Below are 25,069 nucleotides of genomic sequence, written 5' to 3'. Positions count from 1 at the left end.
GCACCGACCGGCGCACGCTCACGGTGACCATCGCGGCCAATCCGCAGATGAAGGACGCGATCGCGCACGCCTTCGGTGGGCGCTGGTTCGACGAGGGCTGGAACGCGCGCCTGAAGCGGATCATCTGGCACCTCGTCGACTTCATCACCAGCGAAGGGCTGTACCGGGCCCAGCTGTCGGCGGCGGCGCTTCACCGCGGAACATCCGCCGCCGGCCACAGTGGACTCGGCGGTGACTACGCCGGGACCGCGGACGTGCTACGCGGGAACGAGGAGATCGCAGGCTGCCCGCGGCTGATCGCCGAACTGCTGCGGCGCGGCTGGTCCGAGCCCGACATCGCGAAACGGGGCCTTGACGCGCCGCAGCGGTTCGTCCTGCGTCGTCCCCGACGAGATCTTAGGATGCCGATTATGCCTCCTGGACGTCGGATAGGAGGAGGATCATGGTCGTATCGCTGCCCGACCCCACGTCGCCGAACGCGGATACCGAACCCTCGAAAGAGCTACCGCGCTCGGGGGACTTCCCGCGCACAGCTGCCGTGCTGGGACAGATGGGCGCGGAGAACTTCCCGGTCGCCTCGCGGATCCTGCCGCGCACGACGCAGCGCCACCTGCACGCGCTCTACGGCTACTTCCGCCTCGTCGACTATGCCGGCGACGACGCCCCGGGTGACCGCGGCGCCCTGCTCGACCTGCTCGAAGTCGACCTCAAACGCGCCTACCAGGCAACCGCGCGGATCCCCGTCATGCGCGCGCTGCAGCCGACCGTGCACGAGTGTGGCATCCCGTACGACACCCTGGTCAAGTTGATCGAGGCCAACCGGCAGGATCAACACGTCCGCCGGTACGACACGTTCACCGACCTGGTGGACTACTGCCGCCTGTCGGCCAACCCGGTCGGCGAGGCCGTGCTGCACGTGTTCGACCGCGCCGAGCCGGAGCTCGTCCGCCTGTCCGACCGCATCTGCACCGCGCTGCAGATACTCGAACACTGCCAGGACCTCGCCGAAGACCTGCGGCAGGACCGCGTCTACCTCCCGGCGGCCGACCTGAAGCGGTTCCACTGCGCCGAGGACGAACTCGCCCGCGCCACCGCCTCGACCCGCCTGCGCGGGCTCGTGCGGTTCGAAGTCGACCGCGCCCACCGGGTGCTCGACGTCGGAGCAGCACTGGTCAACCGGCTCTCCGGCATGGCGCGCATCGCCGTGGCCGGCTACGTCGCCGGCGGACGGGCCACCGCGGCCGCGTTCACCCGTGCCGGCTATGACCCGTTGAGCGGGGACGTGCGTCCGAGCAGGACACGCACCTTCGCCGAATGGGGGCGGCTGTACGCGATGGGAGGACCCCGGTGACCCCCGCGCGTCCGCTCCGCGCGGCCTACGACGAATGCGAACGCATCACCCGGCAGCAGGCGCGCAACTTCTCCTACGGCATCCGGCTGCTGCCCGGACCGAAACGCCGGGCGCTGTCCGCCGTCTACGCCTTCGCACGCCGCATCGACGACATCGGTGACGGCGACCTCTCCGTCGAGGAGAAACTGCGGCAGCTCAAGCAGACCCGCGCGCAGCTGCGCGCACCGTCCACCGAGGACGACGACCCGGTGCTGGCCGCGTTGGCGGACACCGGTGAGCGAATGCCCGTGCCACTGCAGGCCTTCCACGAGCTCATCGACGGATGCGAGGCCGATGTGCGCGGTCGGCGCTACGCCACCTACGACGAGCTGCTGGACTACTGCCGCAGCGTGGCGGGGTCGATCGGCAGACTGTCGCTGGGGGTGTTCGGCACCGACGACGTCGCCCGCGACGAGCCCCGCGCCGACGCGCTCGGCATCGCCCTGCAACTGACGAACATCCTCCGCGACGTGCGGGAGGACTGGGCCGCAGGGCGCGTGTACCTGCCGACCGAAGACCTCGCCGCATTCGGCGTCGTGCTGCATCCGCCGGGCGTCGCGGACCCGTCAGCGCCATCGGAGGACCGCGACGCGGCACGGGGCGGTTTCCCGCTCGGCAGCGCGCAAAACGCCGGTTGGGACGCGCTGATGCGCTACGAGATCGCGCGCACCGAATCCTGGTACACCGAAGGGTTGCAGCTGCTGCCCGCGCTCGATCGCGGCAGCCGCGCGTGTTGCGCGGCCATGGCCGGCATCTACCGCCACGTGCTGCGGCGCATCGCCGAGCGTCCGCGCACGGTGCTCACCCGGCGCATCGCACTGCCCACCTGGCGCAAAGCCGACGTGGCCGTGCGTTCGCTGGCGGGGATGCGGCCATGAGCACGCCCAGCGTCCTCGTCGTCGGCGGCGGGCTGGCCGGAATCACCGCCGCACTGCACTGCGCCGACCGCGGTTTCGCGGTCCGGCTGGTGGAGGGGCGTTCGCTGCTCGGTGGTGCGACCTACTCGTTCTCGCGCGGGCCGCTGACCGTCGACACGGGACAGCACGTGCTGCTGCGCTGCTACGAGCACTACCGCGCCCTGCTGCGCCGACTCGGCGTCGCCGACGGGGTGCGGGTGCAGTCGCGGCTGCACGTGCCCGTGCTGTCGCCGCACCGCGAGCCGGTCGCGCTGCGCCGGTGGGACCTGCCCGCACCGGCGCACCTCGCTCCCGCCCTGTGCGCCAACCGGTGGTTGGGCGTCCGCGACCGCCTGCGGGCGGTGCGCACGGCACTGGCCCTGCGGCGCCTCGAACCGGACGATCCGCGGCTGGACACCGCGAGTTTCGGCGACTGGCTGCGCCAGCGCGGAGAACCGCAGCACGTCACCGACGTGCTGTGGGGCATGCTCAGCACCGCAGCGCTCAACGCCCACCCGGACGACGCGTCGCTGGCGCTGGCGGTGCGCGTGTTCCGCACCGGTGTCCTGCACGAGACCGCCAGCGCCGACATCGGCGTGCCCCGGCTGCCGCTGCGCGAGCTGCACGGCGATCCGGCCGCGCGCGCCCTGGCCGCGGCGGGCGTCGCGGTGCACGCGAACACCAAGGTGCGCGGGATCTTCCGCGGCAGTGACGGCCTGCGCGCGGCTACCCGCGACCGCGGTCGGCACGCCTCGCTGCGCGCCGACCACGTCGTACTGGCCGTGCCGCACCAGCAGGCCACCGCACTCGTGGCCGACCTGCCGGTGCACGGAGCGTCCCGGTGGTCGGCCCTGTCGGCCGCGCCGATCATCAACGTCCACGTGCACTACGACCGCGCGGTGACCGAGCACGAGCTGTGCTCGGTGGTGGATTCGCCGGTGCAATGGGTTTTCGACCGCACCGCCGCCTCCGGGGCGACGCGGGGGCAGTACCTGGCGGTGTCGGTCTCGGCGGCGTGGGAGGACGTGCACCGGCGCACCGAGGAGATCCGCGCGCGGTACCTGCCCGCGCTGGCCGCGGTGTTCCCGCGTGCCGCCGCGGCCGGTGTGCTCGACTCCTTCGTCACGCGCGAACCGAACGCGACCTTCCACCAGACACCGGGAACCGCCGCGCACCGGCCCGCGGCGCGCACCACCGTGCCCGGGCTCGTGCTGGCCGGAGCGTGGACGGCGACCGGACTGCCGGACACGCTCGAAGGCGCGGTGCTCAGCGGACTCCGCGCCGCCGAGGCGGTCGAAGTCGAGCAGGCATCCCGACACGGCGTGGAGGAGACGGCATGACCTCAGTACTTCCCGCAGCCCTGACCACCGCGCGCGAATCGATCGAGCCGATGCTGCGTGCCGCCGTCGACCGGCTCGACCCGGACACGCGCCGCGTGTGCACCTACCACTTCGGATGGACGGGTGTGCGCGGAACCGCCACCGATGAGGGCGGCAAAGCTCTGCGCCCCGCGCTGGTGCTGCTGTCCGCACGGGCCGCCGCGGCGGCCGTCGACTCGGAAACCGCCGCCGAGCAGGCCGTTCCCGCAGCGGTCGCGGTGGAGTTGGTGCACAACTTCTCGCTGCTGCACGACGACGTGATGGACGCCGACACCTCCCGACGCCACCGGCCCGCGGCGTGGACCGTGTTCGGCCCGTCCGCCGCGCTGCTCGGCGGGGACGCGCTGCTGGGCCTGGCCACCGAGGTGCTGCTGGAATCCGGTTCGCCCTGGGCGACGAACAGCGCGCGCACCCTCGCGGCGACCACGCGCACCCTCATCGCCGGCCAGTCGGCCGACCTCGACTTCGAACGGCGCGCCGGCGTCACCCTCGACGAGTGCCTGCGGATGGCGCACGACAAGACCGCCGCTCTGCTCGGCTGCGCGACTTCCATCGGCGCTGTGCACCGCGGGGCCGAGGAGGCGTTCGTCGCGCGGCTGCGCGGCTTCGGCCGGGAGCTCGGCATGGCCTTCCAGCTCGTGGACGATCTGCTCGGTCTGTGGGGCGATCCCGAGGTCACGGGCAAACCGGTGCTGTCGGATCTGCGCGCGCGCAAGAAAACCCTGCCCGTGGTGCACGCGCTGTCCTCGGCAACGCGATGCGGCCAGCGGCTCCGCGCGCTGTACGCCCAGGAGGACCCGCTGACCGAGGACCAGCTGCACGAGGCCGCGGAAATGGTGCAGCAGGCCGGTTCCGAAGGCTGGGCCCGCGCCGAGTGCGATCGCAGGCTGACCGCCGCCCGCGCGTACTTGCCGCCCATGTCCACCGAGGCCGGCACGTCGTTGACCGAGCTCGCCGAATTCATCGTACGGAGGCAACGTTGACCGAACAGATGCAGCACGGCGTGGATGCTGCGAGCGCGTCCGGAGTGGACGGAGCCGTGCGCGCCGCCCGGCAGTACTTCCTGTCGTTGCAGCACCAGCAGGGCTGGTGGAAGGGCGAGCTCGAAACGAACGTGACCATGGACGTCGAGGACCTGCTGCTGCGCCAGTTCCTCGGCATCCGCACCAAGGCCGAGACCGAGCAGACCGCCCGCTGGATCCGCGGGCAGCAGCGCGCCGACGGCACCTGGGCGACCTTCGCCGGGGGGCCGGCCGACCTGTCCACCACGGTCGAGGCCTACGTGGCGCTGAAACTCGCCGGTGACGGTCCCGACGCCGGACACATGGCCGCCGCGCGCCAATGGATCGTCGAACACGGCGGCATCGAGCACACCCGCGTGTTCACCCGCATCTGGCTGGCCCTGTTCGGCGAGTGGTCCTGGGACGACCTGCCCGCCATGCCCCCCGAAATGATCTTCCTGCCGCCGTGGTTCCCGCTGAACGTGTCCGACTGGGCCTGCTGGGCGCGACAGACCGTCGTGCCGCTGACGATCGTGTGCACCCTGCGACCGCAGCGCGAACTCGGCGTCAGCACGGCCGAGTTGCGCACCGGGGCCGCAAAGCCGCGCACGAAACCCGGCCTCTCCTGGGAGTACGGCTTCGAACTGCTGGACGGGGCGCTGCACGCATACGGCCGCCGGCCGGTGCGCGCGCTGCGCAGGCAGGCGATGCGGCGCGCGGCCGAGTGGATCGTGGCCCGGCAGGAGGCCGACGGCTGCTGGGGCGGTATCCAACCGCCGTGGGTGTATTCGCTGCTGGCGCTGCACCTGCTCGGCTATCCGCTCAACCACCCGGTGATGAAGCAGGGTCTGGACGGGTTCGAACGCTTCTTCGTGCGCGAGGACAGCCCGGACGGGCCGGTGCGCCGCCTGGAGGCCTGCCAGTCCCCGGTGTGGGACACCGTGCTCGGCGTGCAGGCGTTGCGCGACGCGGGAGTGCCCGCCGAGGACCCGTCACTGCGGCGGGCGAGCAACTTCGTGCTCGCCGAGGAGATCGGGATCAAGGGCGACTGGGCGGTGCGCCGGCCGCGGTTGCCCGCAGGCGGGGGATGGGCGTTCGAGTTCGACAACGACCACTATCCCGACATCGACGACACCGCTGAGGCGCTCATGGCGCTCAACCGCGTCGAGCACACCAAACCCGCCGCGCTGCGAGCGGCGATCGACCGCGGCACCCGGTGGCTCGTCGGTATGCAGTCCCGCGACGGCGGGTGGGGCGCCTTCGACGCCGACAACACTCGCCAGCTCGTGCGCAAACTCCCGTTCTGCGACTTCGGGGCGGTCATCGACCCGCCTGCGGCCGACGTGACCGCGCACGTGGTCGAGGCGCTGGCCACTCTCGGCCACGACGACGGCCCGGTCCGCCGGGGCGTGTCGTGGTTGCTGCGCAACCAGGAAGCGGACGGCTCGTGGTTCGGCCGGTGGGGCGCCAACCACGTCTACGGCACCGGTGCGGCGGTGCCCGGCCTCGTCACCGCAGGCGTGCCGCGCGAGCACACGGCGCTGCGGCGGGCCGTGCATTGGCTCGAGGAGCATCAGAACGCCGACGGCGGATGGGGCGAGGACCTGCGCTCCTACACCGATCCGACCTGGATCGGCCGCGGTGACTCCACCGCCTCCCAGACGGCGTGGGCCCTGTTCGCGCTGCTGGCCGTCGGGCGGCACGACACCCCGGCGGTGCAGCGCGGGGTCGACTACCTGGTGCGCAGCCAGCGGTCCGACGGCGGCTGGGACGAGCCGCAGTTCACCGGCACCGGTTTCCCCGGCGACTTCTACATCAACTACCACCTGTACCGGGTAATCTTCCCGCTCGCTGCGCTCGGGCGGTTCCGGCGCGCCGCGGGCGCGGGGGAGGACTGAGCGGCATGTCCGAGCCGCTGCTGGTGTGCACGCCGCTGCGGTGCGAAGCCGCCGCGGTGCGCGGGCGCCTGCCCGGGCAGGCGGTCCGGCGCACCGGTTACGGCTACCGCGTGAGCGTGCGCGCTGCCGCAGCGCTGGACACCGGTGCGCACCGCGCGGTGGGCGTGGCTGGGCTCGCCGGTGGGGTGGACGGCGAGTTCGCCGCCGGCGACGTGGTGGTGGCCAGCGAAGTCCTCGACGACGACGGCACGCGCGTGCCGTGCGCCTCGGCGCCACTTCTGGCCGCGCACCTGCGTCGAGCGGGGCTCGCGGTGCACTGCGGGCCGGTGGCCACCGTGCGCCGGCTGGCCGGCCCGCACGACCGGGCTCGGCTCGCCGCTGCAGGTGCGTGCGCGGTGGATCTCGAGTCGGCACCGCTGGCCCGTGCCGCCGGGCGCCGCCCGGTGGCCGTGGTGCGGGTCGTCGTGGACACCGCCGAGCGCCCGTTGGCCCGCCCGGGCACACCCGCGCGGGCGTTGCGCGCGCTCGGCCGGTTGCGCGCCGCGGCGGCGCAGCTGCCGGTGTGGTCCCGCGCCGCTGCTCCGCGGCGGGTGGTGGTCTGCGGTGACGCCGCCGAGACCGCGCGGGCCGGGGCCGATCTCGTGCTGTGGTTCGCCGCACCGGAAACGGCCCCGTGCAGTGCCCGCTGCGTCACTCGGATCGACGACATCCGGCTGGCGTGGCTGTGGCGAGCGCGCAGGATCGCAGTGGTGCCCTCCGAAGCGGCGGAAGCGGCGGCGCAGCTGCGCACCCTCGTCCGCGTGCTCGGCGGGCTGGGGCGGGTGGTCTGCGCCGCCTCGCCCGAGGGAGCGGGAACCTCGCCCGCGTTCGCGTCGCTCGGGCACAACCGAACGATTCGCTCCGCAAAGGAGGTGCACTGATGGGAATCCCGTTGCGCCAGGCGGTCCGCGTCGGTGCCCATCTGCTCAAGCAGAAGCTCGCCCGCCGGGACAAGTTCGCGTTGACGCTGGAACTGGAACCGCTGTTCGCCTGCAACCTGGCCTGTGCCGGTTGCGGCAAGATCCAGCACCCGGCGGACGTGCTCAAGCAGCGCATGCCGGTGGAGGAGGCCGTCGCCGCGGCGGAGGAGTGCGAAGCCCCGGTGGTGTCCATCGCCGGCGGTGAACCGCTCATGCACCCGCAGATCGGCGACATGGTGCGTGCACTCGTCAAGCGCAAGAAGTTCGTCTACCTGTGCACCAACGCGCTGCTCATCCCGCGCAAGATCGACGAGATCGAGCCCTCGCCGTACTTCTCGTGGGCGGTGCACATCGACGGGCTGCGGGAGGCGCACGACGCTTCGGTGTGCAAGGAGGGCGTGTTCGACCAGGCCGTCGAGAACGTCCGGGAAGCCAAGCGCCGCGGGTTCCAGGTGACGACGAACAGCACGTTCTTCACCACGGACACGCCGCAGTCGGTCATCGACGTGCTCGACTACCTCAACGATGACCTCGGCGTGGACAAGATGATGCTGTCGCCGGCCTACGCCTACGAGAAGGCGCCGGATCAGGACCACTTCCTCGGTGTGACCGAAACCCGCGAATTGTTCCGGAAAGTCTTCGGCGACGGACATCGCCGCAAGTGGCGGTTCAACCACTCGCCGCTGTTCCTCGACTTCCTGGAAGGGAAGATCGATTTCTCCTGCACCGCCTGGGCGATCCCGTCGTACTCGCTCTACGGGTGGCAGAAACCGTGCTACCTGATGGCCGACGGGTACGCGGCCAGTTACAGCGAGTTGTTGGAGGACACCGATTGGGAGCAGTACGGCCGCGGAAGGGATGACCGGTGCGCCAATTGCATGGCACACTGCGGCTACGAACCGTCAGCGGTGCTGGCAACCATGGGTTCGCTCCGCGAAGGAATCCGTGCCATGCGGAGCTGAGCACGCCCACCGCGCCGGTTCCTCCCCCGATGCGGTGGGATCGCTCCTGGTGGGTCCCCGACGGGCAGCGCGGCCGGACGGGTGATCCTCCCGTCCACGGCCCCGAGCAGCCCGCGAGGTCCCATGCACACCCCGTCATCCTCGGTCGTCCATCTGCACAGCGTGCCGCGACATCTCTGGCACGCCACCAAGAACCTGGTGGAGACGGTGCTGGCGCCGTTGTTGCTGTTCTACGCGTTGTTCCACGCCAGCGGGTTGACCGGCGGGCTGCTCGCGGCGTTCGGGTGGACGTTGGCGGCGCTCGGGGTGCGGGTCGTCTTCCGCACCCGCATCCCGGTGGTGCTGTGGCTCATGGCCGGCATCCTCGCCGCGCGCACCGCCGTGGGGCTGGCCACCGGCAGCACGTTCCTGTACTTCATCCAGCCGAGCCTGCAGAACTTCCTCATCGCCCTGGCACTGCTGGCCACCCTGCCGTTCGAGCGGACGTTTCTGGCCAAGCTCGCCGACGACTTCTGCATCCTGCCGCGGGAACTGACCGGCAACGCCCGGGTGCAGCGGTTCTTCCGGCGCGTGTCGCTGCTGTGGGCGCTCGTGTTCGTCGCCAACGGCATCGGCGCGCTGTGGACGCTGGTGGGGACGACGGTCGACGGGTTCGTCCTGTTCAGCACCGCCGGTTCGGCCGCGCTCGTCGCGTTCGGCATCGCCGTGTCCCTGGTGTGGTTCCGCCGCGCGCTGCGCGGCGAAGGCATCCAGGTGCGCTTCGGCGCCCCGGCTGCCGCAGCGGTGTGACGGCCGCGGTCACGACCGCGCCCCGCGCGCCAGCCGCCCGAACGTGCCGGGCAGGGCGCCCTGCACCCGCGCGGCCAGCCCCAGCCACCGGGGCACGAACACCTCCGCGGCATCGCGGCGCACCCCGTGCACGAGCGCATCGGCCACGCGGTGCGGGCTGACCATCCGCGGTACCGACCGCGCGTAGGCCCGCCCGCGGGTGTCGAAGAACGGCGTGCGCACCGCCCCGGGCAGCACCGTGGTCACCCCCACACCGCGCGGACGCGCGGTCTGCCGCAGGCTGGCGGCGAACGTGCGCACCCCCGCCTTCGTGGCCGCGTACACGTCCTCCTCGGCCACCCCGATCGCGGCGATGGAGGAGACGAACACGAGCTGTCCGCGTCCGCGCCGCAGCATGCCGGGCAGCGCCGCCCGCGCCAGCCGCAGCGGGGCGAGCAGGTTCAGCGCCGCGAGCGCGTCGATCTCCGCGACGGGCATGGTGGCCGTCCGACCGGCCCAGCCCCGGCCCGCGTTGAGCACGAGCACCTCGGTCTCGCCGCAGAGCTGCTCCACCTGCAGCAGGCCGTCCTCGGCGGTGAGATCGGTCGCCGTGGACGTCGCACCGACCTCGGAGGCGACCGCGCTCAGCCGCTCGGGATCCCGGCCGACCAGGTGCAGCCGGCAGTTCTGCGCGGCCAGCGCCCGCGCCGTGGCCGCACCGATGCCCGAGGAAGCACCGGTGACGAGTGCACGCGTCCCGTGCAGCGTGGGCAGCACCGCTCACCGTCCTTCCAGCGACGGAAGCCCGGCCTTCAGCCTTCAGGCCGGGGAGAAGTCAGCCCCAGCTCGTGGTCGAGCCTCGGCCGCGCTCCTCATCCACCGCCCGCAGCTGCTCCCCGCGATGGGCGAGCACCACCACGCCGACGATGATCGCGAGGATCGCCACCACCTCACCGACGACGATCCCGGTGGAAAAGTGCACGCGCTCGCCGAGCCACTGCACACCGATCGCCGCGGCCACCAGCGGGTCCACCGTCGTGATCACCGCCAGCGCCGGCGAGATCACCCGACTCCGCTGGAAGGCCTGCTGGCTGAGCAGAAAGCCCACCGGTCCGATCACGCACACCACGTACAACGTCCAGTGCAGGAACGGCTCGGCCACCCCGACCGCGCGCACCTGGCCGGCCACGACCTTCATCAACCCGGCCGTGACGCCGTAGAACACGCCCGTGGCCAGCGCCAGCCCCACCGCGCCGAGCTCGCCGCGCACCGTCTGCGCGAACACCAGCGCCGCCGCGACCACCGCGCCGAGCAGCAGCGACAGCGGCAGCAGCGACCCGTCGGTCAGCACTTGCCCACCACCGCTCGGCCGCGACAGCAGCAGGAACGCGGCCAGTCCGCCGGAACAGGCCAGCGCACCGATCACGAGCACCGTGTCGAGCCGCCGGTGGGCCATCCACGCGGCGAACGCGGCCCCGAACAGCACCGAGGTCACCAGCAGCGGTTGCACCAGCACCAGCGGCCCGAAGGCCAGCGACACCACCTGCAACGACAGCCCGATGATCACGGTGAGCACGCTGGCCACCCAGATGGGCTTGCGGACGAGGTCGACCAGCAGCTTCGGGTTGAGCGTGCGCTCCGCGGGCACCTGCTTGGTGACCCGGTGCTGGATGGCGCTGCCCAGGCCGAAGCTCGCCGCACCGAGCACGGCGGTCGGCACGGCCACCGCCAGCACCTCCTGCCCGCCGCTCAACCGGCGGTCTCCGCGCGTTCCGCGGAGGGCTCGGCCAGCTCGGCGAACGCCTCCCGCATACCGGCGGCGAGCTCCTCCGCGGCGGGGGCCAGCGCCGGGTCGGTGGTGATGCCGCACCCGAGCCGCGCGCTCCAGTTGATCGCCCCGACGGCCACGCCCACGCCGTCAGCCAGCGACAGCAGCGGGTAGACGTCGGTGATGGGCGCGTCGCCGAGCGCCACCGGCCGCCGGCGCCCCGGCATGACCGACACGACGGCGTGGAAGAAGCGGCGCTGGTAGATGCGGCGCACCACCCACCGGTGCAGCACGTTCGGCAGCCGTCCCAGCGCGGTCAGCACCACCCCGGAGGCCGCGGCCTCACCGCTCTCGGCGCGCCGGCGCAACAGCCGTTCGATCACCCGTGCCCGACTCACCGGAGTTCCCGGCCCCACGGGCAGGTCCAGCGCCAGCGACACCGTGTGGTTGCCGGGGGTGTCCGCGCTGACCTCCGCGCGACCGTTGCGCGCGGTGTGCGGCACCATCACGCGGAACGCCGCCCCCGCACCGCCCGCGCCACGCGCAACCAGTTGCCGGTGCAGCGCCTCGGCGGTGAGGCCGAGCACGAGGGCCGTGGTGCTCACCCCGCCGTCCCGGGCGCGTGCGCGCACCTGCGTCGACGGCAGGTCGAACCAGGCGACGCACCGCCGCCCGCTGCTGCGGCCGGTGAACGGGCTCTCCCCGGCCGGGCCGGAGCGGACGAGGCTGGCCAGGCCCCGCGCCACCGTGCTCGCGGCCGGCCGGTTGCTCGCCCCGGCGCCGGTGGGCACGGACGATTCGGGAGGCCCCTCGGACAGGAGCCGCACGAGCGCGCTCGTCACGGCCACCCCGTCGCCGAGGGCGTGGTGCAGTTTCGCCACCAGCACCGTCTCGCCGGTATCGCTGCGCCGCAGCAGCCGCAGCCGCCACGGCGGACTCCCGGTCGGCAACCGGCAGCGGAGGAACTCAGACACCGCCGCGGGCAGTTGCCCCGCATCGACGACCGCGCGGCTGTCCACGTGCTCGCCCGGGTCCAGCGCCGTCACGTCGTCCCACCACGGCCGGCCCCACCGGCGGTGGTGCAGCCGCCGGCGCAGCGTCGGCAGGTGGTGCGCGCACTGCGCGACCCGTTCGGCCACCAGCTCGCGCCACGCCTCGGCCGAGCGCGGCTCACCGCCCAACCGGAGGATCGCCGCGGTGCTCTGCTCGACGCGATCGGTGCTCGCGTGCACGAAGAACACGTCCTCCGAGCGCAGCGGCCGAGGCCCGCGGTGCCGGGGGAGCGCGGCCAGTGCGGCGACCTGCTCGGTGAAGTCCCCGGCGGCGCGGTGCTCGGCCACCCGGTCGGCGCAGACGGCCAGTTCCGCGTCTCCCGCGGCCCATCGGTCGACCGCAGTGGTCAGCTGCTCCTCGCCGCGGCAGAGCACGGCCAGTCCGGCGGTGGCCATGAGCTCGGCGTTGGCCCGCCCGTGGCCCGCGATCGGTTCGAACATGAGCACCGGGCGGGAGCAGGCCAGCGCCTCCAGCGCGGTGGCTCCACCAGCGTTGGTGAGTACCACATCGGCCGCGGCGGTCAGCTTCGGCATGTCGTCGACCCAGCCGAGCGGAACCAGCCGCGGATCCTCCCGGCTGGCGAGCTCGGCCCGCAGCCGTTCGTTGCGCCCGCACACCACCACGACGCGTCCCACCCGCGGCGAGCGCAGCGCCGCGTCGACCGCGCGGGACACGGAGCCGAACCCGAGCGCGCCGCAGGAGACGAGCACGGTGAACCCGTCCTCGTCGAAACCGAGCGACCGGCGTGCCACGCCCGGATCCTGCGGTTGGAACGCCGAGACCACCGGGGGCGCGGACACGGTGCCGACGGCTGCCGGCTCGGCCCGGCGCAGCGCGGCCAGGCTCGCCTCGCTCATCACGTGGTGCGTGTCAACGTGCGGATACACCCAGAACGGGTGCGGAGCGAAGTCGGAAACCACGGCCGCCACGTCGACGGCGCTCTCGCCGCGGCGCCGCAACCAGTTCATCCCCGCCGTGCCCAACGGGTAGGTCGTCACCACCAGGTCCGGCTCGTGCTCGCGCAGCACCCGGCGCAGCCGCCGACCGCACCAGGCGCCGACGAAGCGGCGGCAGCCGTTGGCGAACCAGCGGTAGCGCCACAGGGCCCAGTAGAAGAAGTCGTACAACCAGGGCGTGGATTCGACGTTGGTGGCGTAGATCCAGTTGAAGGCGCGGCGCACCCCGGGTCCCATGGTGTCGAGCGTGTCGACCCAGCACACCGCGCAGTCCGGCCAGACGCGGCGGGCGGCTTCCCGCACCGCGCGTGCCGTGGCGTTGTGCCCCTCACCGATCGTGGCGCTGAGCAGCAGGATGCGGCGTGGTCGGCCAGTCAAGACTGGTGTTCCTTTCGGGACGGCATGTGGGCAAAGACTAACCTGATCTGCCACCACCGGCCCGGTGGAACGTCGTCGAGTCCGGATGTGCTGGTGAACTGGCTCTCGTTCCCGCGACGCGACCGACCGTGCTCGCCCGAACGGATGATAGATTACCGCGTTCATGGACTCCGGAAACTCGCCGCACGCAGGAGCGGGCACCGTTCGGGACACCCATCCGACCGCTGCCGCCCGGTTGCCGAAAGCCGAGCTGCACGTCCACATCGAAGGCACGATGGAACCCGAGCTCGTCTTCGAGCTCGCGCGCCGCAACGACGTCGAACTGCCCTACGACTCGGTGGCGGACCTGCGCGCGCGGTACCGCTTCGCGGACCTCCCGTCGTTCCTGGACATCTACTACGCCAACATGGCCGTGCTGCGCACCGAGCAGGACTTCCGCGACCTCGCGCAGTCCTACTTGGACGGTAGCGCGGCGAACGGGGTGCGGCACGCGGAGATCTTCTTCGACCCGCAGGCGCACCGAGCGCGCGGCGTGGACATGTCCGCGATCGTGGGCGGACTGTCGGCCGCGGTCGACTCCGCGCGGGCCAGTGGCGTCTCGGCCGAGCTGATCCTGTGCTTCCTGCGCGACCAGTCCGCCGCCTCCGCCGAGGAGACGCTGCGCGAAGCCGAACCGTACCTGGAACGCATCCTCGGCGTGGGGCTCGATTCCGCGGAAGTGGGCCATCCGCCGGCGAAGTTCACCGCGGTGTTCCGCCGCGCCCGCGAACTGGGGTTGCGCCTGGTGGCGCACGCCGGCGAGGAAGGGCCGGCCGACTACGTGCGGCAAGCACTCGACGAGCTCGGCGTGGAGCGCCTCGACCACGGCATTCGTGCGCTCGACGATCCGGAGCTGGTCGAAACCCTGCGGCAGCGCGGCGTTCCGCTGACCGTGTGTCCACTGTCGAACGTGCGCCTCGGCGCGGTGGGGCGATTGGCCGACCACCCGCTGCCCCGGATGCTCGACGAGGGGCTGCTGGTGACCGTCAACTCCGACGACCCGGCCTACTTCGGCGGCGGGGTCGCGGACAACTGCACCGCGATCCAGCAGGAGCTCGGCATCACCGACACACAGCTGCACCGGTTGGCGGCGAACTCCTTCCACGCGGCCTTCCTCGACGAGCAGCGGCGCGCGGACCTGCTCGATGAGCTCGACACCACCGCTCGCCGGCTCGGGATCGGATGACCGGCCGGTGCGGATCTTTCCCGCGCGCTCCGCGGAAGGTGCGCAGCGCCGCTCAGTTCGCCCTCGCCCCTCGGTTCACCCGTCTCAGTTCAACCGTCTCAGTTCACACAGGGCAGTTCGTCCGCGGTGACGGCGGGCGGTGCGGCCGAACCGTCCGGTTGCGCCGCCCGCTTCGGCTGCGCCGAACCGTCCAGCCGCACCGACCCGGGCGGGCCCAGGCGTGGGGCCTCGTCCGGCCCGCTCGGTTCGACGCCGTCGCGCACCGCGCGCCGCACCTGGTGCGGGTCGATCCGCACCGCCGTTCCGTCCGGCGTGCTGTAGGCCGCGTCGAGCACGGGGATCGTGTTGAACCGGATCTCGTCGCTGCTGAGGTTGCGCAGCCGGCCCGCGAACCGCATCAGGTCCCAGTCCTGGTCGAGCACGACGTAGCGCTCGACCGTGTCGATCACGGTGCCCAGCCGGTCCGGATCGGTCAGCAGTCCCCTGGACAGTCCGGCGCGGGCGAGCCCGGCCAGGAACGCCTGCTGGCGCACCACCCGGTCGAGATCCCCGCGCGGCAGGTTGTGGCGCTGGCGCACGAACGCCAAGGCCTCCGCGCCGACGAGGCGCTGCCGCCCCTCGTCGAACCGCGCCCCCGACATGGGGTCGTGCACGGCTTCGTTCAAGCACACCGGCACGCCGCCCAGTGCCTCGGTGATCCTGGCGAACCCGAGCAGGTTCACCTCGGCGTAGTGGTCGATCGACACGCCTGTCAAACCCTGCAGCGTGTCCACGAGCAGCTGCCGCCCCGCGTTGGCCGCGCGCGTTTCCACTTCCCGCGGTGACATCCCGCGCCCGGCGGCGCGCAGTTCCTGCTCCTCGGCCGTCTTGCCGCGCACGAACGCCGAGTTGATCTTGTGCTTGCCGTGCCCGGGTACCCGCACGTAGCTGTCCCGCGGGAAAGAGAACGCCACGGCGCCCCGGCCGTCCTCGGGAATGTGCACGAGGATCAGCGTGTCGGTGAGCTCGTTGGCCGTGTTCGGCCCCGCGTGCAGCTCGGCGAGCACGTCCTCCGGCAGCGGGCGCCCCTGCGCATCGGTGCGGCTGTCCACGCCCACCAGCAGGATGTCGGTCGCTCCGTCAGCGGTGGCGCGAGTGGTGACGTCACTGGTGGCCACGTCCCCGGTCAGCCGTCCGTACTGGGACCAGGCGAAACCGGTACCGACCAGCACCACGGCGGAGGCCGCGGCCACGACCGTGCGGGCGCACCGGCGCAGCCCGACCCGCCACCGCGAGCCGGCCGGTCGGGCAGTGTCCGTGGCCACGTGATCGCCCCCAGCGCTTGGAGCCGTCCACCGCGGCGAGCATGGCAGCTGTGCGCGGAATCGGCAGGGCCCGAGCAACGCGTGGGACGCGCGTGGGTGGCACCGGCCGCAGTCAGTCCTCGTCGCCGGTGCCGGAGCGCTGTTCGGGCAGGTCGCTGGCGCGGAGGCGGTAGACCTGCAACGTCGTGTCGTAGTACTTCGTCGTTTCCCCGACCCAGTCCATCCCGATCCGCTGCGCGGTGGCGATCGCGCGGGTGTTCCCCGGCAGGCTCAGCGCGAACACCTCGTCGATGTCGAAGGTGAACGCCCAGGCGAGTAACGCGCGGGCGGCTTCGGTGGCGTAGCCGTGGCCCCACGACTCCGGCCGCAGCTTCCACACCAGTTCGACCTCGTGGTCGTGCGGCGGCAGCATCCGCAGCACGAGACCCCCGGCGACGGTGCCGTCGTCGCGGCGCTGCATCGCCCACCGCCCCGTCGGCGGGACGAGGTTCGGCTGCGCCTCGGTCCAGGCCTGCAGCATGGCGCGCGCCGCGGCGAGGTCGGCCACGCCGGGTGCCGGCGGGGTGAGCCACTCGGTGACCTCGGGCCGCTCGTAGAGCGCGAGCACGGCCTGGGCGTCGCTGTCGTCGGTGGTCCAGTCGCGGATGACCAAGCGCTCGGTTTCCAGGGGAGGCCACATGGACGGATGCCTCCTTCTCGCGGTCGCTTCAACGCTGCCGGATCGCGGACGTCGCCGAAAAAGATGAGGAAGCATCCACTCTACGGCAGAGGCGTCGGTGCAGGGCACCCCGCGAACGCGGGCCCGTGCAGCCCGGTCGCACCGCAGCGGGTGCGACCGCCCTGACCGCTCAGGCCCGGGAAGGGAGCTGTTCACCCGTGCGGGGGCAAGGGCGGCAGGTGGTCCGACTCGTCGAACGGCCAGGGGTGCGGTTCGCCGCGCGCGACGAGATCGGAATGGGCGGCCACCTCCTCGGCCAACCCCTCGGAGACCTCGATCCGCGGCAGCGCCAACGTGTTCCGGATCCGCACGATCTTCGGTGCGCGTCCGGTGTCGCCGTAGCTGTGCAGTGCGGCGGTGATCGCCGTGCGATCGTCCCGCAGCGCCATCGGGATCCGCGCCGAGGCGAGCACGCCCGAGGTCAGCGAGTTCGTGTAGAACGCGCCGAAGTCGATCTGGTCGACGCAGCGCTGCGTCGTCACGTCCGCCATGCCCAGCCCGCACGCGTTGCCGCTGGTGTGCTCGGTCAGCCCCAGCACCGCGATCCGCCCGATCGGTGGTGCCTCGAACCCGGGTGAGGGGACGGGTACGCGTCCGGTGATGTTCGGGTCCATGCCCGCTCCGCTGATGTCCTTGCCGATCTCGTCGACGACGAGCACGTCGATCTCCGACAGCAGCAGGCGCGGCAGCAGGTGTTTGGCTTCGGCGAGCAGTTCGGCTTCCCGTTCGAGCATGCCCGCGGCCTCGACGAGTTCCACCCGGGCGGGTTGTTCGTAGGCGTTCTCGACCAGCGCGATGCCGAACGACACCGGCAGCGCGTCGAGGACGGCGCGGGCGGTGCGGGGGATGAGTTCGTGGAACGCGCCGAAACCGTGTCGGTGCAGCGTGCTCGCCCCGAGGTGCTTGCCGAACCCGATCGCGAGCATCTTGCCCAGCCCGCTTTCCAGCTCGCCCTTGAAATCGGTGTGCGGTTTGACGCGGTTGACGGGGACGATCCCGTCGGCCTCGGCGGCGTGCGCGTCGAAGTGCACCGGTGTGCCGTCGTCCAGCTCGGCCACCACGCGCGTGTCCATCGCGGACACCACCGGTGCGCCGACCGCGTCCTCGGTGATGCCGTACTCGGCGAGCACGGCGCGCTGCCCCTCCGCGGTGGCGCCGCCGTGACTGCCCATCGCGGGGACGACGAACGGCTTCGCCCCGTGCTCGGCCAGCGCCGCGACCACGGCGGCGACGACCCGGTCGATCTGCGCGATGCCCCGACTGCCGCCGCCGACGGCGATGCGCTTGCCCGCCAGGTCGTGCCGCGCGGCGTGCTCGCGCACCTGCCGGTGCACCCGCGCGTCGAGATCGGTGACCGCGTCACCGGTGAACCGCTGCTCCACCGGCATCATGCGGGGCAGTTCCTCGCGGGCTCCGACCAGACGCACGTGGTCGACGTCGAACATGCGACCCCCTTCTCGTCGCGCGGCCTCCTCGACGAGAAGATCGTGGCACGCACCGCTGCACCGCGGAAGTCCCTGCGCTGTGCCGCGGCCAGCGGCCGGGGCGCAACGGGGCCCGCGTTGCGGCGCGCGACCGGGTCACAGCGCGCGACCGGCGCGCCAGTAGCCCATGAACGCCACGGCGGACTTGGGCACGGCGTAGTCGCGCACGAGCATCCGACGCAGGTTCCTGATCACTCCGGCCTCGCCGGCGAGCCAGCCGTAGAACGCGCCCTGCTCCTGTTCCGGGGCTTCCCAGAGCAGGGATCCGTCGATGTCGACCTCCGGCGGTTCGGCGGGCACCCCGTTCTCGCGGCAGCCGTGGGGGAGGATGTCCGCCAGCGCCGCTGCCACCCCGTCTGCGAGCAGGCCCCCGTGGGGGCTCGCAGTGTGCTCGGGGTGCTCGCGGCACCACCACCGCAGCTCGATCCCGGGCGGTGCGGTCAGCGCGAGCCGGTCCCCGCTGTGCGGTACCTCCAGGCAGGCGATGCCGGTGGCCTCGGCAGGCAGGGATTCGAGGATCGCGGCGATCGCGGGCACGGCGGTTTCGTCGCCGGCGAGCAGGAACGGCCCGCTACCGGTGCCCGGGGACCAGGCGCAGCCCCAGGCCTGGCCGCGGCCGGGCCGGTCCGGGCCGACCAGGCCGATGCGTTCGCCCGGCCGGGCCTGCGCCGCCCACGCGGCGGCCGGGCCGCTGTCCTCGGCCGCATCGCCGTGCAGCACGAAGTCGATGTCGAGCTCGGCCTCGGCGCCGGTGCGGCGGAAGGCCCGCACGGTGTAGGTGCGCAGGAACGGCCGGACCGCCTCCGGCATGGCCGACCAGGTGCTGTACCAGTCCGCACCGGTGTCGAGCTCGCGCGCGCCGCGGCCCGCGCGCGGCAGCACCACCTTGACCCGCTGGTCGCAGCCGGCGAACCCGAAGGACTCCAGCTCCGGAGCGCGGAAGGTGATGCGCACGAAACAGGGGCTGAGGCGGCGCACGCGGGCGACGGTGACCTCGAAGACCCGGTAGTTCGGTTTCTCCGCCGCGGCCGGAGTGCGCTCCACCGGTGTCAGCGCGGACGTCGTCGCCATGCGGGACCTCCCTGTTGCTCGCTCAACTGCCAAGTTAGCCTAACCTAACACAGTAGGGGAGGTTCTTGTGCATCGCACGACAGTCATCGGCGTGGCGCTGTCCGCAGCGTTGACGCTGGGCATCACATCCTGCGGGACCACCGCGCAGGACGACCGGGGGCAGGGGTGGTCGTTCACCGACGACCGGGGTGTCGAGGTCACCGCGGACAGCAGGCCGGAACGAGTCGTGGCGCAAACGGCCGCGGCGGGCGCGCTGAAGGACTTCGGCGTGCGGGTGATCGGCACGTTCGGACCGCTCGTGCGCGACGACGGCGGCACCGAACCGGAAGCCGGCAGCATCAATCCCGACGAGGTCACCGATGTCACCGGCGCGGGCTACGGCGAGGTCAACACCGAACGGCTCGCAGCGCTCGAGCCGGATGTCGTCGTCAGCGGCAAGTACCCGGACTACCCCGGCTTGTGGCACCTCAACGAGAACCAGGAGCGCGAGATCAACCGCTTCGTGCCCACCATCGGGGTGCAGCAGGCCGGCCTGCAGCTGCCCGCGGGCATCGCCAACTACAAGCGCACCGCCGCAGCGCTCGGCGCCGACGTGCAGGCGCCGCGGGTGCAGCAGGACGAAGCCGCGTTCCACCAGGCCGCCGAACGGCTGCGCGGCGTCGGCCAGCGCTTGCGGGAGCAGGGTCGGACGATCCTCGCCATCGGGGGGAACCGGGAGAACTTCTACGCGGTCAACCCGCCCGCGCACCCGGACCTGGCCTACTACACCGAACAGCTCGGCCTGCCGCTGCGGGTGCCGGAGTCGCCGGACGGTCCCGACGGCTACTTCGAATCGATGTCGTGGGAGAACGCCGGGCGCTACCCGGCCGACATCCTCCTGTGGGACACCCGGTCGGAGTCGCTCACCCCGGACGAGATGCGGCGCAAAGCCGTGTTCGCCCAGCGGGAGGAAGTCCGGGCCGGCCGCTTCGTGGAATGGGACGCGGTCGCGCCGATGAGCTACGCCAGTTACGCGGACATCATGAACGAGCTCGCCGACCAGCTCGAAGCGCAGCTGGCCTGATCCGGACTACTCCGATCCACTGAATCCGGACGCTGCCACGGGGGAGATGGAGGTCCGCGCGCAGCGGCACCATGGCGCACGGAGTCCGCGGCGGATACCTTCGCAGGCGAATCCGCCGCGGAATCCGCGCGCTTTTCTCGCCGAGAGGGTGTTGTCGATGTCCTCGGTCGTCCGCGCCGCCCTCGTCCAAGCGAAGTGGACGGGCGATGCCGCCTCCATGCTCGACCAGCACGAGCAGTACGCGCGCCGCGCCGCCGCCGGCGGCGCACGCGTCATCGGCTTTCAGGAGATGTTCAACGCGCCGTACTTCTGCCAGGTGGAGGAACCCGAGCACTACCGCTGGGCCGAAGCCGTCCCCGACGGGCCGACCGTGCACCGCATGTCGGGGCTGGCCGCCGAACTCGGGATGGTGATGGTGCTTCCCGTCTTCGAGACCGACGGTCCCGGGTTCTTCTACAACACCGCCGCCGTGATCGACGCCGACGGCAGTTACCTGGGCAAGTACCGCAAGCACCACCTGCCACAGCTGCCCGGGTTCTGGGAGAAGTACTACTTCCGCCCCGGCAACCTCGGCTGGCCCGTGTTCGACACCGCCGTCGGACGCGTCGGCGTGTACATCTGCTACGACCGGCACTTCCCGGAGGGCTGGCGCGCCCTCGGCCTGGCCGGCGCGCACCTCGTCTACAACCCCTCGGCCACGAGCCGCGGGTTGTCCTTGCACCTGTGGCAGCTCGAACAACCGGCAGCCGCGGTGGCCAACGAGTACTTCGTCGCCGCGATCAACCGGATCGGTGTCGAGGAGTACGGCGACAACGACTTCTACGGTTCGAGCTACTTCGTCGACCCGCACGGCCGGTTCGTCGGCGAGCCCGCCAGCGACACCGACGAGGAACTGCTCGTCCGCGACCTCGACTTCGACCTCGTCGACGAGGTGCGGCGGACCTGGGCGTTCTACCGGGACCGCCGTCCCGACGCGTACGGCTCGCTGACGACCCCCTGACCTGAGCACGCAACCCGCAGGGCGCGGGGCCGGCCGGCGCCGCGGGCGAGAAGTCGAGGAGCGCACCGATGTCGAGGACACTCATCCGCTCGGGCCTGGTCATCACCGCGACCGAGGAGGTGGTCGCCGACGTGCTCGTCGAGGACGAGCACGTCGTCGCCCTGGCCGCGCCCGGATCGGAACCGGCCACCGGGTGGGCCGCCGGTGCCGACGAGGTGATCGACGCGACCGACCGCTACGTGATCCCCGGCGGGGTGGACGCGCACACGCACATGGAGATGCCGTTCGGCGGGACGCAGGCCTCCGACACGTTCGAAACGGGCACGCGTGCCGCGGCCTGCGGCGGCACCACCACGATCGTCGACTTCGCGATCCAGCCGCGCGGCGGCAACCCCCGGGCCGGTCTGGAAGCCTGGCACGCCAAGGCCGACGACCAGTGCGCCGTCGACTACGGCTTCCACCTGATCCTGTCCGATGTGGACGATGCTGCGCTGCGTGAGATGGACGCGCTCGTCGCCGAGGGCGTGACGAGCTTCAAACTGTTCATGGCCTACCCGGGCGTGTTCTACAGCGATGACGGGCAGGTCCTGCGCACCCTGCAGCGCGCCGCCGACAACGGGGCGCTGACCATGATGCACGCCGAGAACGGCATCGCCATCGACGTGCTCGCCCAGCAGGCGCTCGCCAGCGGCGGCACCGACCCCAGCTACCACGGCCAGGTCCGGCACCCGCTGCTGGAGTCCGAGGCCACGCACCGCGCCATCCAACTGTCCAGAGTGGCGGGAGCACCGCTGTACGTGGTGCACGTCTCCGCGAGCGAAGCGGTCGCGGAGATCAGCCGCGCCCACCGGGACGGCACACCGGTGTTCGCCGAAACCTGCCCGCAGTACCTGTTCCTGACCGTCGACGAGCTGGACCGCCCGGACTTCGAAGGCGCCAAGTACGTCTGTTCCACACCGCTGCGCCAGCAAGAGCACCAGCAGGCCCTGTGGCAGGGGTTGCGCAGCGGCGAGCTGTCGGTGGTCTCCACCGACCACTGCCCGTTCTGCTTCCGCGAGCAGAAGGAACTCGGCCGCGGTGACTTCACCAAGATCCCGAACGGCGTCCCCGGCGTGGAGAACCGGATCGACCTGTTGCACCACGCCGTCGTGCAGGGACGGATCGGACGGCGCCGCTGGGTCGAACTGGCCAGCACAGCCCCCGCGCGCATGTTCGGGCTGTACCCGCGCAAGGGCACCATCGCCCCGGGCAGCGATGCCGACCTCGTGGTCTACGACCCGGCGGCCGAGCACACCCTGTCGGTGCGCGAGCAGTGGATGAACGTCGACTACAACGCCTACGAAGGCACCACCGTCACCGGGGCCGTGGACGCGGTGCTCTCCCGCGGCGAGGTGGTCTACCGCCACGGCGAGTACCGCGGCAAACCCGGCCGCGGGAACTTCCTGCCGCGTTCGCTGTGCCAGTACCTCGGCTGAACCGCCGAAAGTTCGCGCACCGCGCCACCGCGGCGGCAGGCCGCGCACCGCCGGGGCAGGGGACGGGGCACTGGGACGAGGGCGACGAGCACGCCGAAGAGGGGAGAGGTTCGTGGAATTCGGGATCGTGCTGCAAACCGACCCGCCCGCATGGACGGTGGTCGACCGGATGCGCCGCGCCGAGCAGCAGGGCTTCAGCCACGGGTGGACGTTCGATTCGTGCGTGCTGTGGCAGGAACCGTTCGTCATCCACAGCCAGATCCTGGCGGCCACGCAGCAGCTGCGCGTGGGCACGATGGTGACCAACCCCGTCACCCGCGACTGGACCGTCACCGCCTCGACGTTCGCCACGCTCAACGACATGTTCGGTCCCCGCACCGTCTGCGGCATCGGCCGCGGTGACTCGGCCGTGCGCGTCACCGGCGGGCAGCCGACCACCCTGGGCGCGCTCGAACACGCCATGCGGGTGATCAAGGACCTCGCAGAAGGACGTGACGTCGTGCTCAACGGCACGACCACCCGGCTGCCGTGGGTGTCGGCGGGGGAACTGCCGATGTGGATGGGCGCCTACGGCCCCAAGGCGCTCGAACTGGTCGGGCGCCGCGCCGACGGGCTGATCCTGCAGCTGGCGGACCCGTACCTGGTGGAATGGATGGTGCGGCACGTCCGAAGCGCCGCGCAGGAGGCCGGCCGCGATCCGGCGGAGGTGACGGTGTGCGTGGCCGCCCCGGGCTACGTCGGTGCGGACCGGGCGCACGCGCGGGAGCAGTGCCGCTGGTTCGGTGGCATGGTCGGCAACCACGTGGCCGACCTCGTGGCGCGCTACGGCCAGGAGTCGCAGGCGGTGCCGCGCGAGCTCACCGACTACGTCCGCGATCGGCAGGGCTACGACTACGCCCACCACGGGCGGGCCGGAAACCACAGCACGGACTTCGTGCCCGACGACGTCGTCGACCGGTTCTGCCTGCTCGGTCCGGTCGAAGCCCATCGGGACAAGCTCGAGGCCCTGCGCGAGGTGGGCGTGGACCACGTGGCGATCTACGCCATGCACGACGCCATCGACGCCACCACCCGCGCCTACGGCGAGGCGATCATCCCGGAGGTGCGTTCCGCCTCCGGCTGAGCCCGCGCGACGAGCCCGGTGCGCACAACCGCGGGTGCGGAGTCCTGCGCTGCGCAAATGCGCACGCGCAGGCGGCGTCGCCCGGCAGGGGCACACCGCACGCCCCTCGTCCTCTCTCCCGACGAGGGAGTGCCGGCGCCGGGCGACGCCGCCACGTGCCACGGTGCCGCGCGCCCCGACCGACGACCAGAGGAAAAAGTCCCGGGTGCGACCGCGCGGTGGACACGGGCCGGCCGGTGCCTGACGGGACCGAGCGCATCAGGCCGGTTCGCTGCGCAGCCCGATCCACGCGGCTCGGTCTGCTGGGCCGCGGGCTGGGCTCCGGGCGTTGCTCGCAGCGCGGTCCCGGCGCGGGCGCGCATCTGCGGCCGGTTGCGCACCGGTAGGCTGGCGCCGGCGACCATGCCCCGAGTGAGGAAGGCCTCGTGTCGACGCGCCCAGAACGCTCCCGCGCCGTGCTGACCGAGTACGGCACCTTCATGCGCCGTGCCCTGCGGGAACCCGGCCTGGTCGGCGCGGTCGCGCCCAGTTCACCCGCACTCGCCCGGCACATGGCCGCCGTCGTGCCGCGCGCACCGCTGCCGGGTGGCGAGGACCGCGCACCGGTCGTTGTCGAGATCGGCCCCGGTACGGGCGCGTTGAGCCCCGCCATCGCCGCACGCCTGCCCGAGGGCGCGCGGCACGTCGCCGTCGAAGTCGACGCGGGCATGGTGCAGCACCTGCGGTCGCGGCAACCCGAGCTGGAAGTGCTGCACGGTGACGCGGCCGAGCTGCGTGCCCTGCTGGCCGACATCGGTATCGGCACCGTCGACGCCGTCATCAGCGGGCTGCCGTGGTCGATCTTCTCCGCGCAGCTGCAGCGCGCCGTCCTCGGCCAGGTCAGCGAGGTGCTCGCACCGTCGGGAGGGTTCGCCACCTTCGGCTATGTGCACGCGATGGGCCTGGGGCCCGCGCGGCGGTTCCGCTCGCAGCTCGACGGGTTCTTCGACGAGGTGGTCACCAGCCGCACCGTGTGGCGCAACCTGCCGCCGGCGCGCATCTACTTCTGCCGACGCCCGCTGACGCGGCAGTAGCTCGCGCCGTTCCTGCCGCGTCCCGCCCGGCTGGCCTCCGCCGCGGGATACCGCGCCGGGCAGCGCCACCGGACACCGCCACCGGGCACCGCCGGGCCGCCTGCGGCCGGTTCGTCCGGGCCCCG

21 protein-coding genes are annotated in these 25,069 nt (G+C 72.2%); 14 read left to right on the top strand and 7 right to left on the bottom strand.

Translation table 11 applies throughout. The features are described 5' to 3' along the window. Window positions 1–442 precede the first annotated feature (442 nt). The 8 genes from hpnC to ACVGV2_RS10475 all read left to right on the top strand — a co-directional run bounded on the left by hpnC (window position 443) and on the right by ACVGV2_RS10475 (window position 9,274). Complete coding sequence (gene hpnC, locus ACVGV2_RS10510) at window positions 443–1,351, top strand: squalene synthase HpnC (protein WP_459162188.1); 909 nt, start codon at window positions 443–445, stop codon at window positions 1,349–1,351. Then, window positions 1,348–2,268: a phytoene/squalene synthase family protein gene (locus ACVGV2_RS10505; protein ID WP_459162187.1), complete on the top strand. Its 921-nt coding sequence runs from the start codon at window positions 1,348–1,350 to the stop codon at window positions 2,266–2,268. The genes hpnC and ACVGV2_RS10505 overlap by 4 nt, the downstream gene beginning before the upstream one ends. Further along, window positions 2,265–3,626, top strand: a complete 1,362-nt coding sequence (gene hpnE, locus ACVGV2_RS10500; RefSeq protein ID WP_459162186.1) for a hydroxysqualene dehydroxylase HpnE — start codon at window positions 2,265–2,267, stop codon at window positions 3,624–3,626. Before ACVGV2_RS10505 ends, hpnE begins: the two co-directional genes overlap by 4 nt. Further along, window positions 3,623–4,648: a polyprenyl synthetase family protein gene (locus tag ACVGV2_RS10495; protein WP_459162185.1), complete on the top strand. Its 1,026-nt coding sequence runs from the start codon at window positions 3,623–3,625 to the stop codon at window positions 4,646–4,648. Before hpnE ends, ACVGV2_RS10495 begins: the two co-directional genes overlap by 4 nt. A gap of 8 nt (window positions 4,649–4,656) precedes the next feature. After that, window positions 4,657–6,564: a squalene--hopene cyclase gene (gene shc, locus ACVGV2_RS10490; protein WP_459165953.1), complete on the top strand. Its 1,908-nt coding sequence runs from the start codon at window positions 4,657–4,659 to the stop codon at window positions 6,562–6,564. A 5-nt stretch (window positions 6,565–6,569) separates the two neighbouring features. Continuing rightward, window positions 6,570–7,484 carry a phosphorylase family protein gene (locus ACVGV2_RS10485; RefSeq protein WP_459162184.1) on the top strand — a complete coding sequence of 305 codons (915 nt, stop codon included), beginning with the start codon at window positions 6,570–6,572 and terminating at the stop codon, window positions 7,482–7,484. Beyond that, entirely contained in the window at window positions 7,484–8,485 is a 1,002-nt protein-coding gene (gene hpnH, locus ACVGV2_RS10480; protein WP_459162183.1) for an adenosyl-hopene transferase HpnH, read from the top strand. The genes ACVGV2_RS10485 and hpnH overlap by 1 nt, the downstream gene beginning before the upstream one ends. A gap of 162 nt (window positions 8,486–8,647) precedes the next feature. Beyond that, a complete protein-coding gene (locus ACVGV2_RS10475) occupies window positions 8,648–9,274 on the top strand; it encodes a VC0807 family protein (protein WP_459162182.1) in 627 nt (208 codons plus the stop codon). A gap of 9 nt (window positions 9,275–9,283) precedes the next feature. On the opposite strand, the gene ACVGV2_RS10470 is transcribed toward ACVGV2_RS10475, so the two are convergent. Genes ACVGV2_RS10470 through ACVGV2_RS10460 form a run of 3 tightly spaced genes read right to left on the bottom strand, consistent with a single transcriptional unit; the run spans window position 9,284 to window position 13,408 of the window. Further along, window positions 9,284–10,030, bottom strand: coding sequence for an SDR family NAD(P)-dependent oxidoreductase (locus tag ACVGV2_RS10470; protein WP_459162181.1), 747 nt, complete (start codon window positions 10,028–10,030; stop codon window positions 9,284–9,286). 58 nt (window positions 10,031–10,088) lie between these two features. Further along, window positions 10,089–11,006 (bottom strand): DMT family transporter, encoded by a 918-nt coding sequence (locus tag ACVGV2_RS10465; RefSeq protein ID WP_459162180.1) that lies wholly within the window; start codon window positions 11,004–11,006, stop codon window positions 10,089–10,091. Beyond that, complete coding sequence (locus ACVGV2_RS10460) at window positions 11,003–13,408, bottom strand: MGDG synthase family glycosyltransferase (protein WP_459162179.1); 2,406 nt, start codon at window positions 13,406–13,408, stop codon at window positions 11,003–11,005. Before ACVGV2_RS10460 ends, ACVGV2_RS10465 begins: the two co-directional genes overlap by 4 nt. A gap of 163 nt (window positions 13,409–13,571) precedes the next feature. Here ACVGV2_RS10460 and ACVGV2_RS10455 point away from each other — a divergent pair, with 163 nt between their 5' ends. Continuing rightward, window positions 13,572–14,633 carry an adenosine deaminase gene (locus ACVGV2_RS10455; RefSeq protein WP_459162178.1) on the top strand — a complete coding sequence of 354 codons (1,062 nt, stop codon included), beginning with the start codon at window positions 13,572–13,574 and terminating at the stop codon, window positions 14,631–14,633. A gap of 98 nt (window positions 14,634–14,731) precedes the next feature. Here the strand turns inward: ACVGV2_RS10455 and ACVGV2_RS10450 are convergent, their stop codons facing one another. The 4 genes from ACVGV2_RS10450 to ACVGV2_RS10435 all read right to left on the bottom strand — a co-directional run bounded on the left by ACVGV2_RS10450 (window position 14,732) and on the right by ACVGV2_RS10435 (window position 19,210). Continuing rightward, window positions 14,732–15,937, bottom strand: coding sequence for an LCP family protein (locus ACVGV2_RS10450; RefSeq protein ID WP_459162177.1), 1,206 nt, complete (start codon window positions 15,935–15,937; stop codon window positions 14,732–14,734). Between the two features lie 112 nt (window positions 15,938–16,049). Next, complete coding sequence (locus ACVGV2_RS10445; RefSeq protein ID WP_459162176.1) at window positions 16,050–16,616, bottom strand: GNAT family N-acetyltransferase; 567 nt, start codon at window positions 16,614–16,616, stop codon at window positions 16,050–16,052. 191 nt (window positions 16,617–16,807) lie between these two features. Beyond that, window positions 16,808–18,100, bottom strand: a complete 1,293-nt coding sequence (locus ACVGV2_RS10440) for a nickel pincer cofactor-dependent isomerase, group 22 (protein WP_459162175.1) — start codon at window positions 18,098–18,100, stop codon at window positions 16,808–16,810. Window positions 18,101–18,235: 135 nt separating this feature from the next. After that, complete coding sequence (locus ACVGV2_RS10435) at window positions 18,236–19,210, bottom strand: siderophore-interacting protein (RefSeq protein ID WP_459162174.1); 975 nt, start codon at window positions 19,208–19,210, stop codon at window positions 18,236–18,238. A gap of 67 nt (window positions 19,211–19,277) precedes the next feature. Here ACVGV2_RS10435 and ACVGV2_RS10430 point away from each other — a divergent pair, with 67 nt between their 5' ends. The 5 genes from ACVGV2_RS10430 to ACVGV2_RS10410 all read left to right on the top strand — a co-directional run bounded on the left by ACVGV2_RS10430 (window position 19,278) and on the right by ACVGV2_RS10410 (window position 24,944). Further along, window positions 19,278–20,273 carry an ABC transporter substrate-binding protein gene (locus ACVGV2_RS10430; RefSeq protein ID WP_459162173.1) on the top strand — a complete coding sequence of 332 codons (996 nt, stop codon included), beginning with the start codon at window positions 19,278–19,280 and terminating at the stop codon, window positions 20,271–20,273. A 157-nt stretch (window positions 20,274–20,430) separates the two neighbouring features. Next, window positions 20,431–21,273, top strand: a complete 843-nt coding sequence (locus ACVGV2_RS10425) for a nitrilase-related carbon-nitrogen hydrolase (RefSeq protein ID WP_459162172.1) — start codon at window positions 20,431–20,433, stop codon at window positions 21,271–21,273. Window positions 21,274–21,341: 68 nt separating this feature from the next. Further along, entirely contained in the window at window positions 21,342–22,748 is a 1,407-nt protein-coding gene (gene hydA / locus ACVGV2_RS10420; protein WP_459162171.1) for a dihydropyrimidinase, read from the top strand. 112 nt (window positions 22,749–22,860) lie between these two features. Beyond that, window positions 22,861–23,871 carry a TIGR03842 family LLM class F420-dependent oxidoreductase gene (locus ACVGV2_RS10415; RefSeq protein WP_459162170.1) on the top strand — a complete coding sequence of 337 codons (1,011 nt, stop codon included), beginning with the start codon at window positions 22,861–22,863 and terminating at the stop codon, window positions 23,869–23,871. A 479-nt stretch (window positions 23,872–24,350) separates the two neighbouring features. Next, entirely contained in the window at window positions 24,351–24,944 is a 594-nt protein-coding gene (locus tag ACVGV2_RS10410) for a class I SAM-dependent methyltransferase (RefSeq protein WP_459165952.1), read from the top strand. The last annotated feature ends 125 nt before the right edge of the window (window positions 24,945–25,069 follow it).

It is taken from the genome of Bounagaea algeriensis (assembly GCF_054491375.1).
This window is presented reverse-complemented; position numbering and strand designations above follow the sequence as displayed.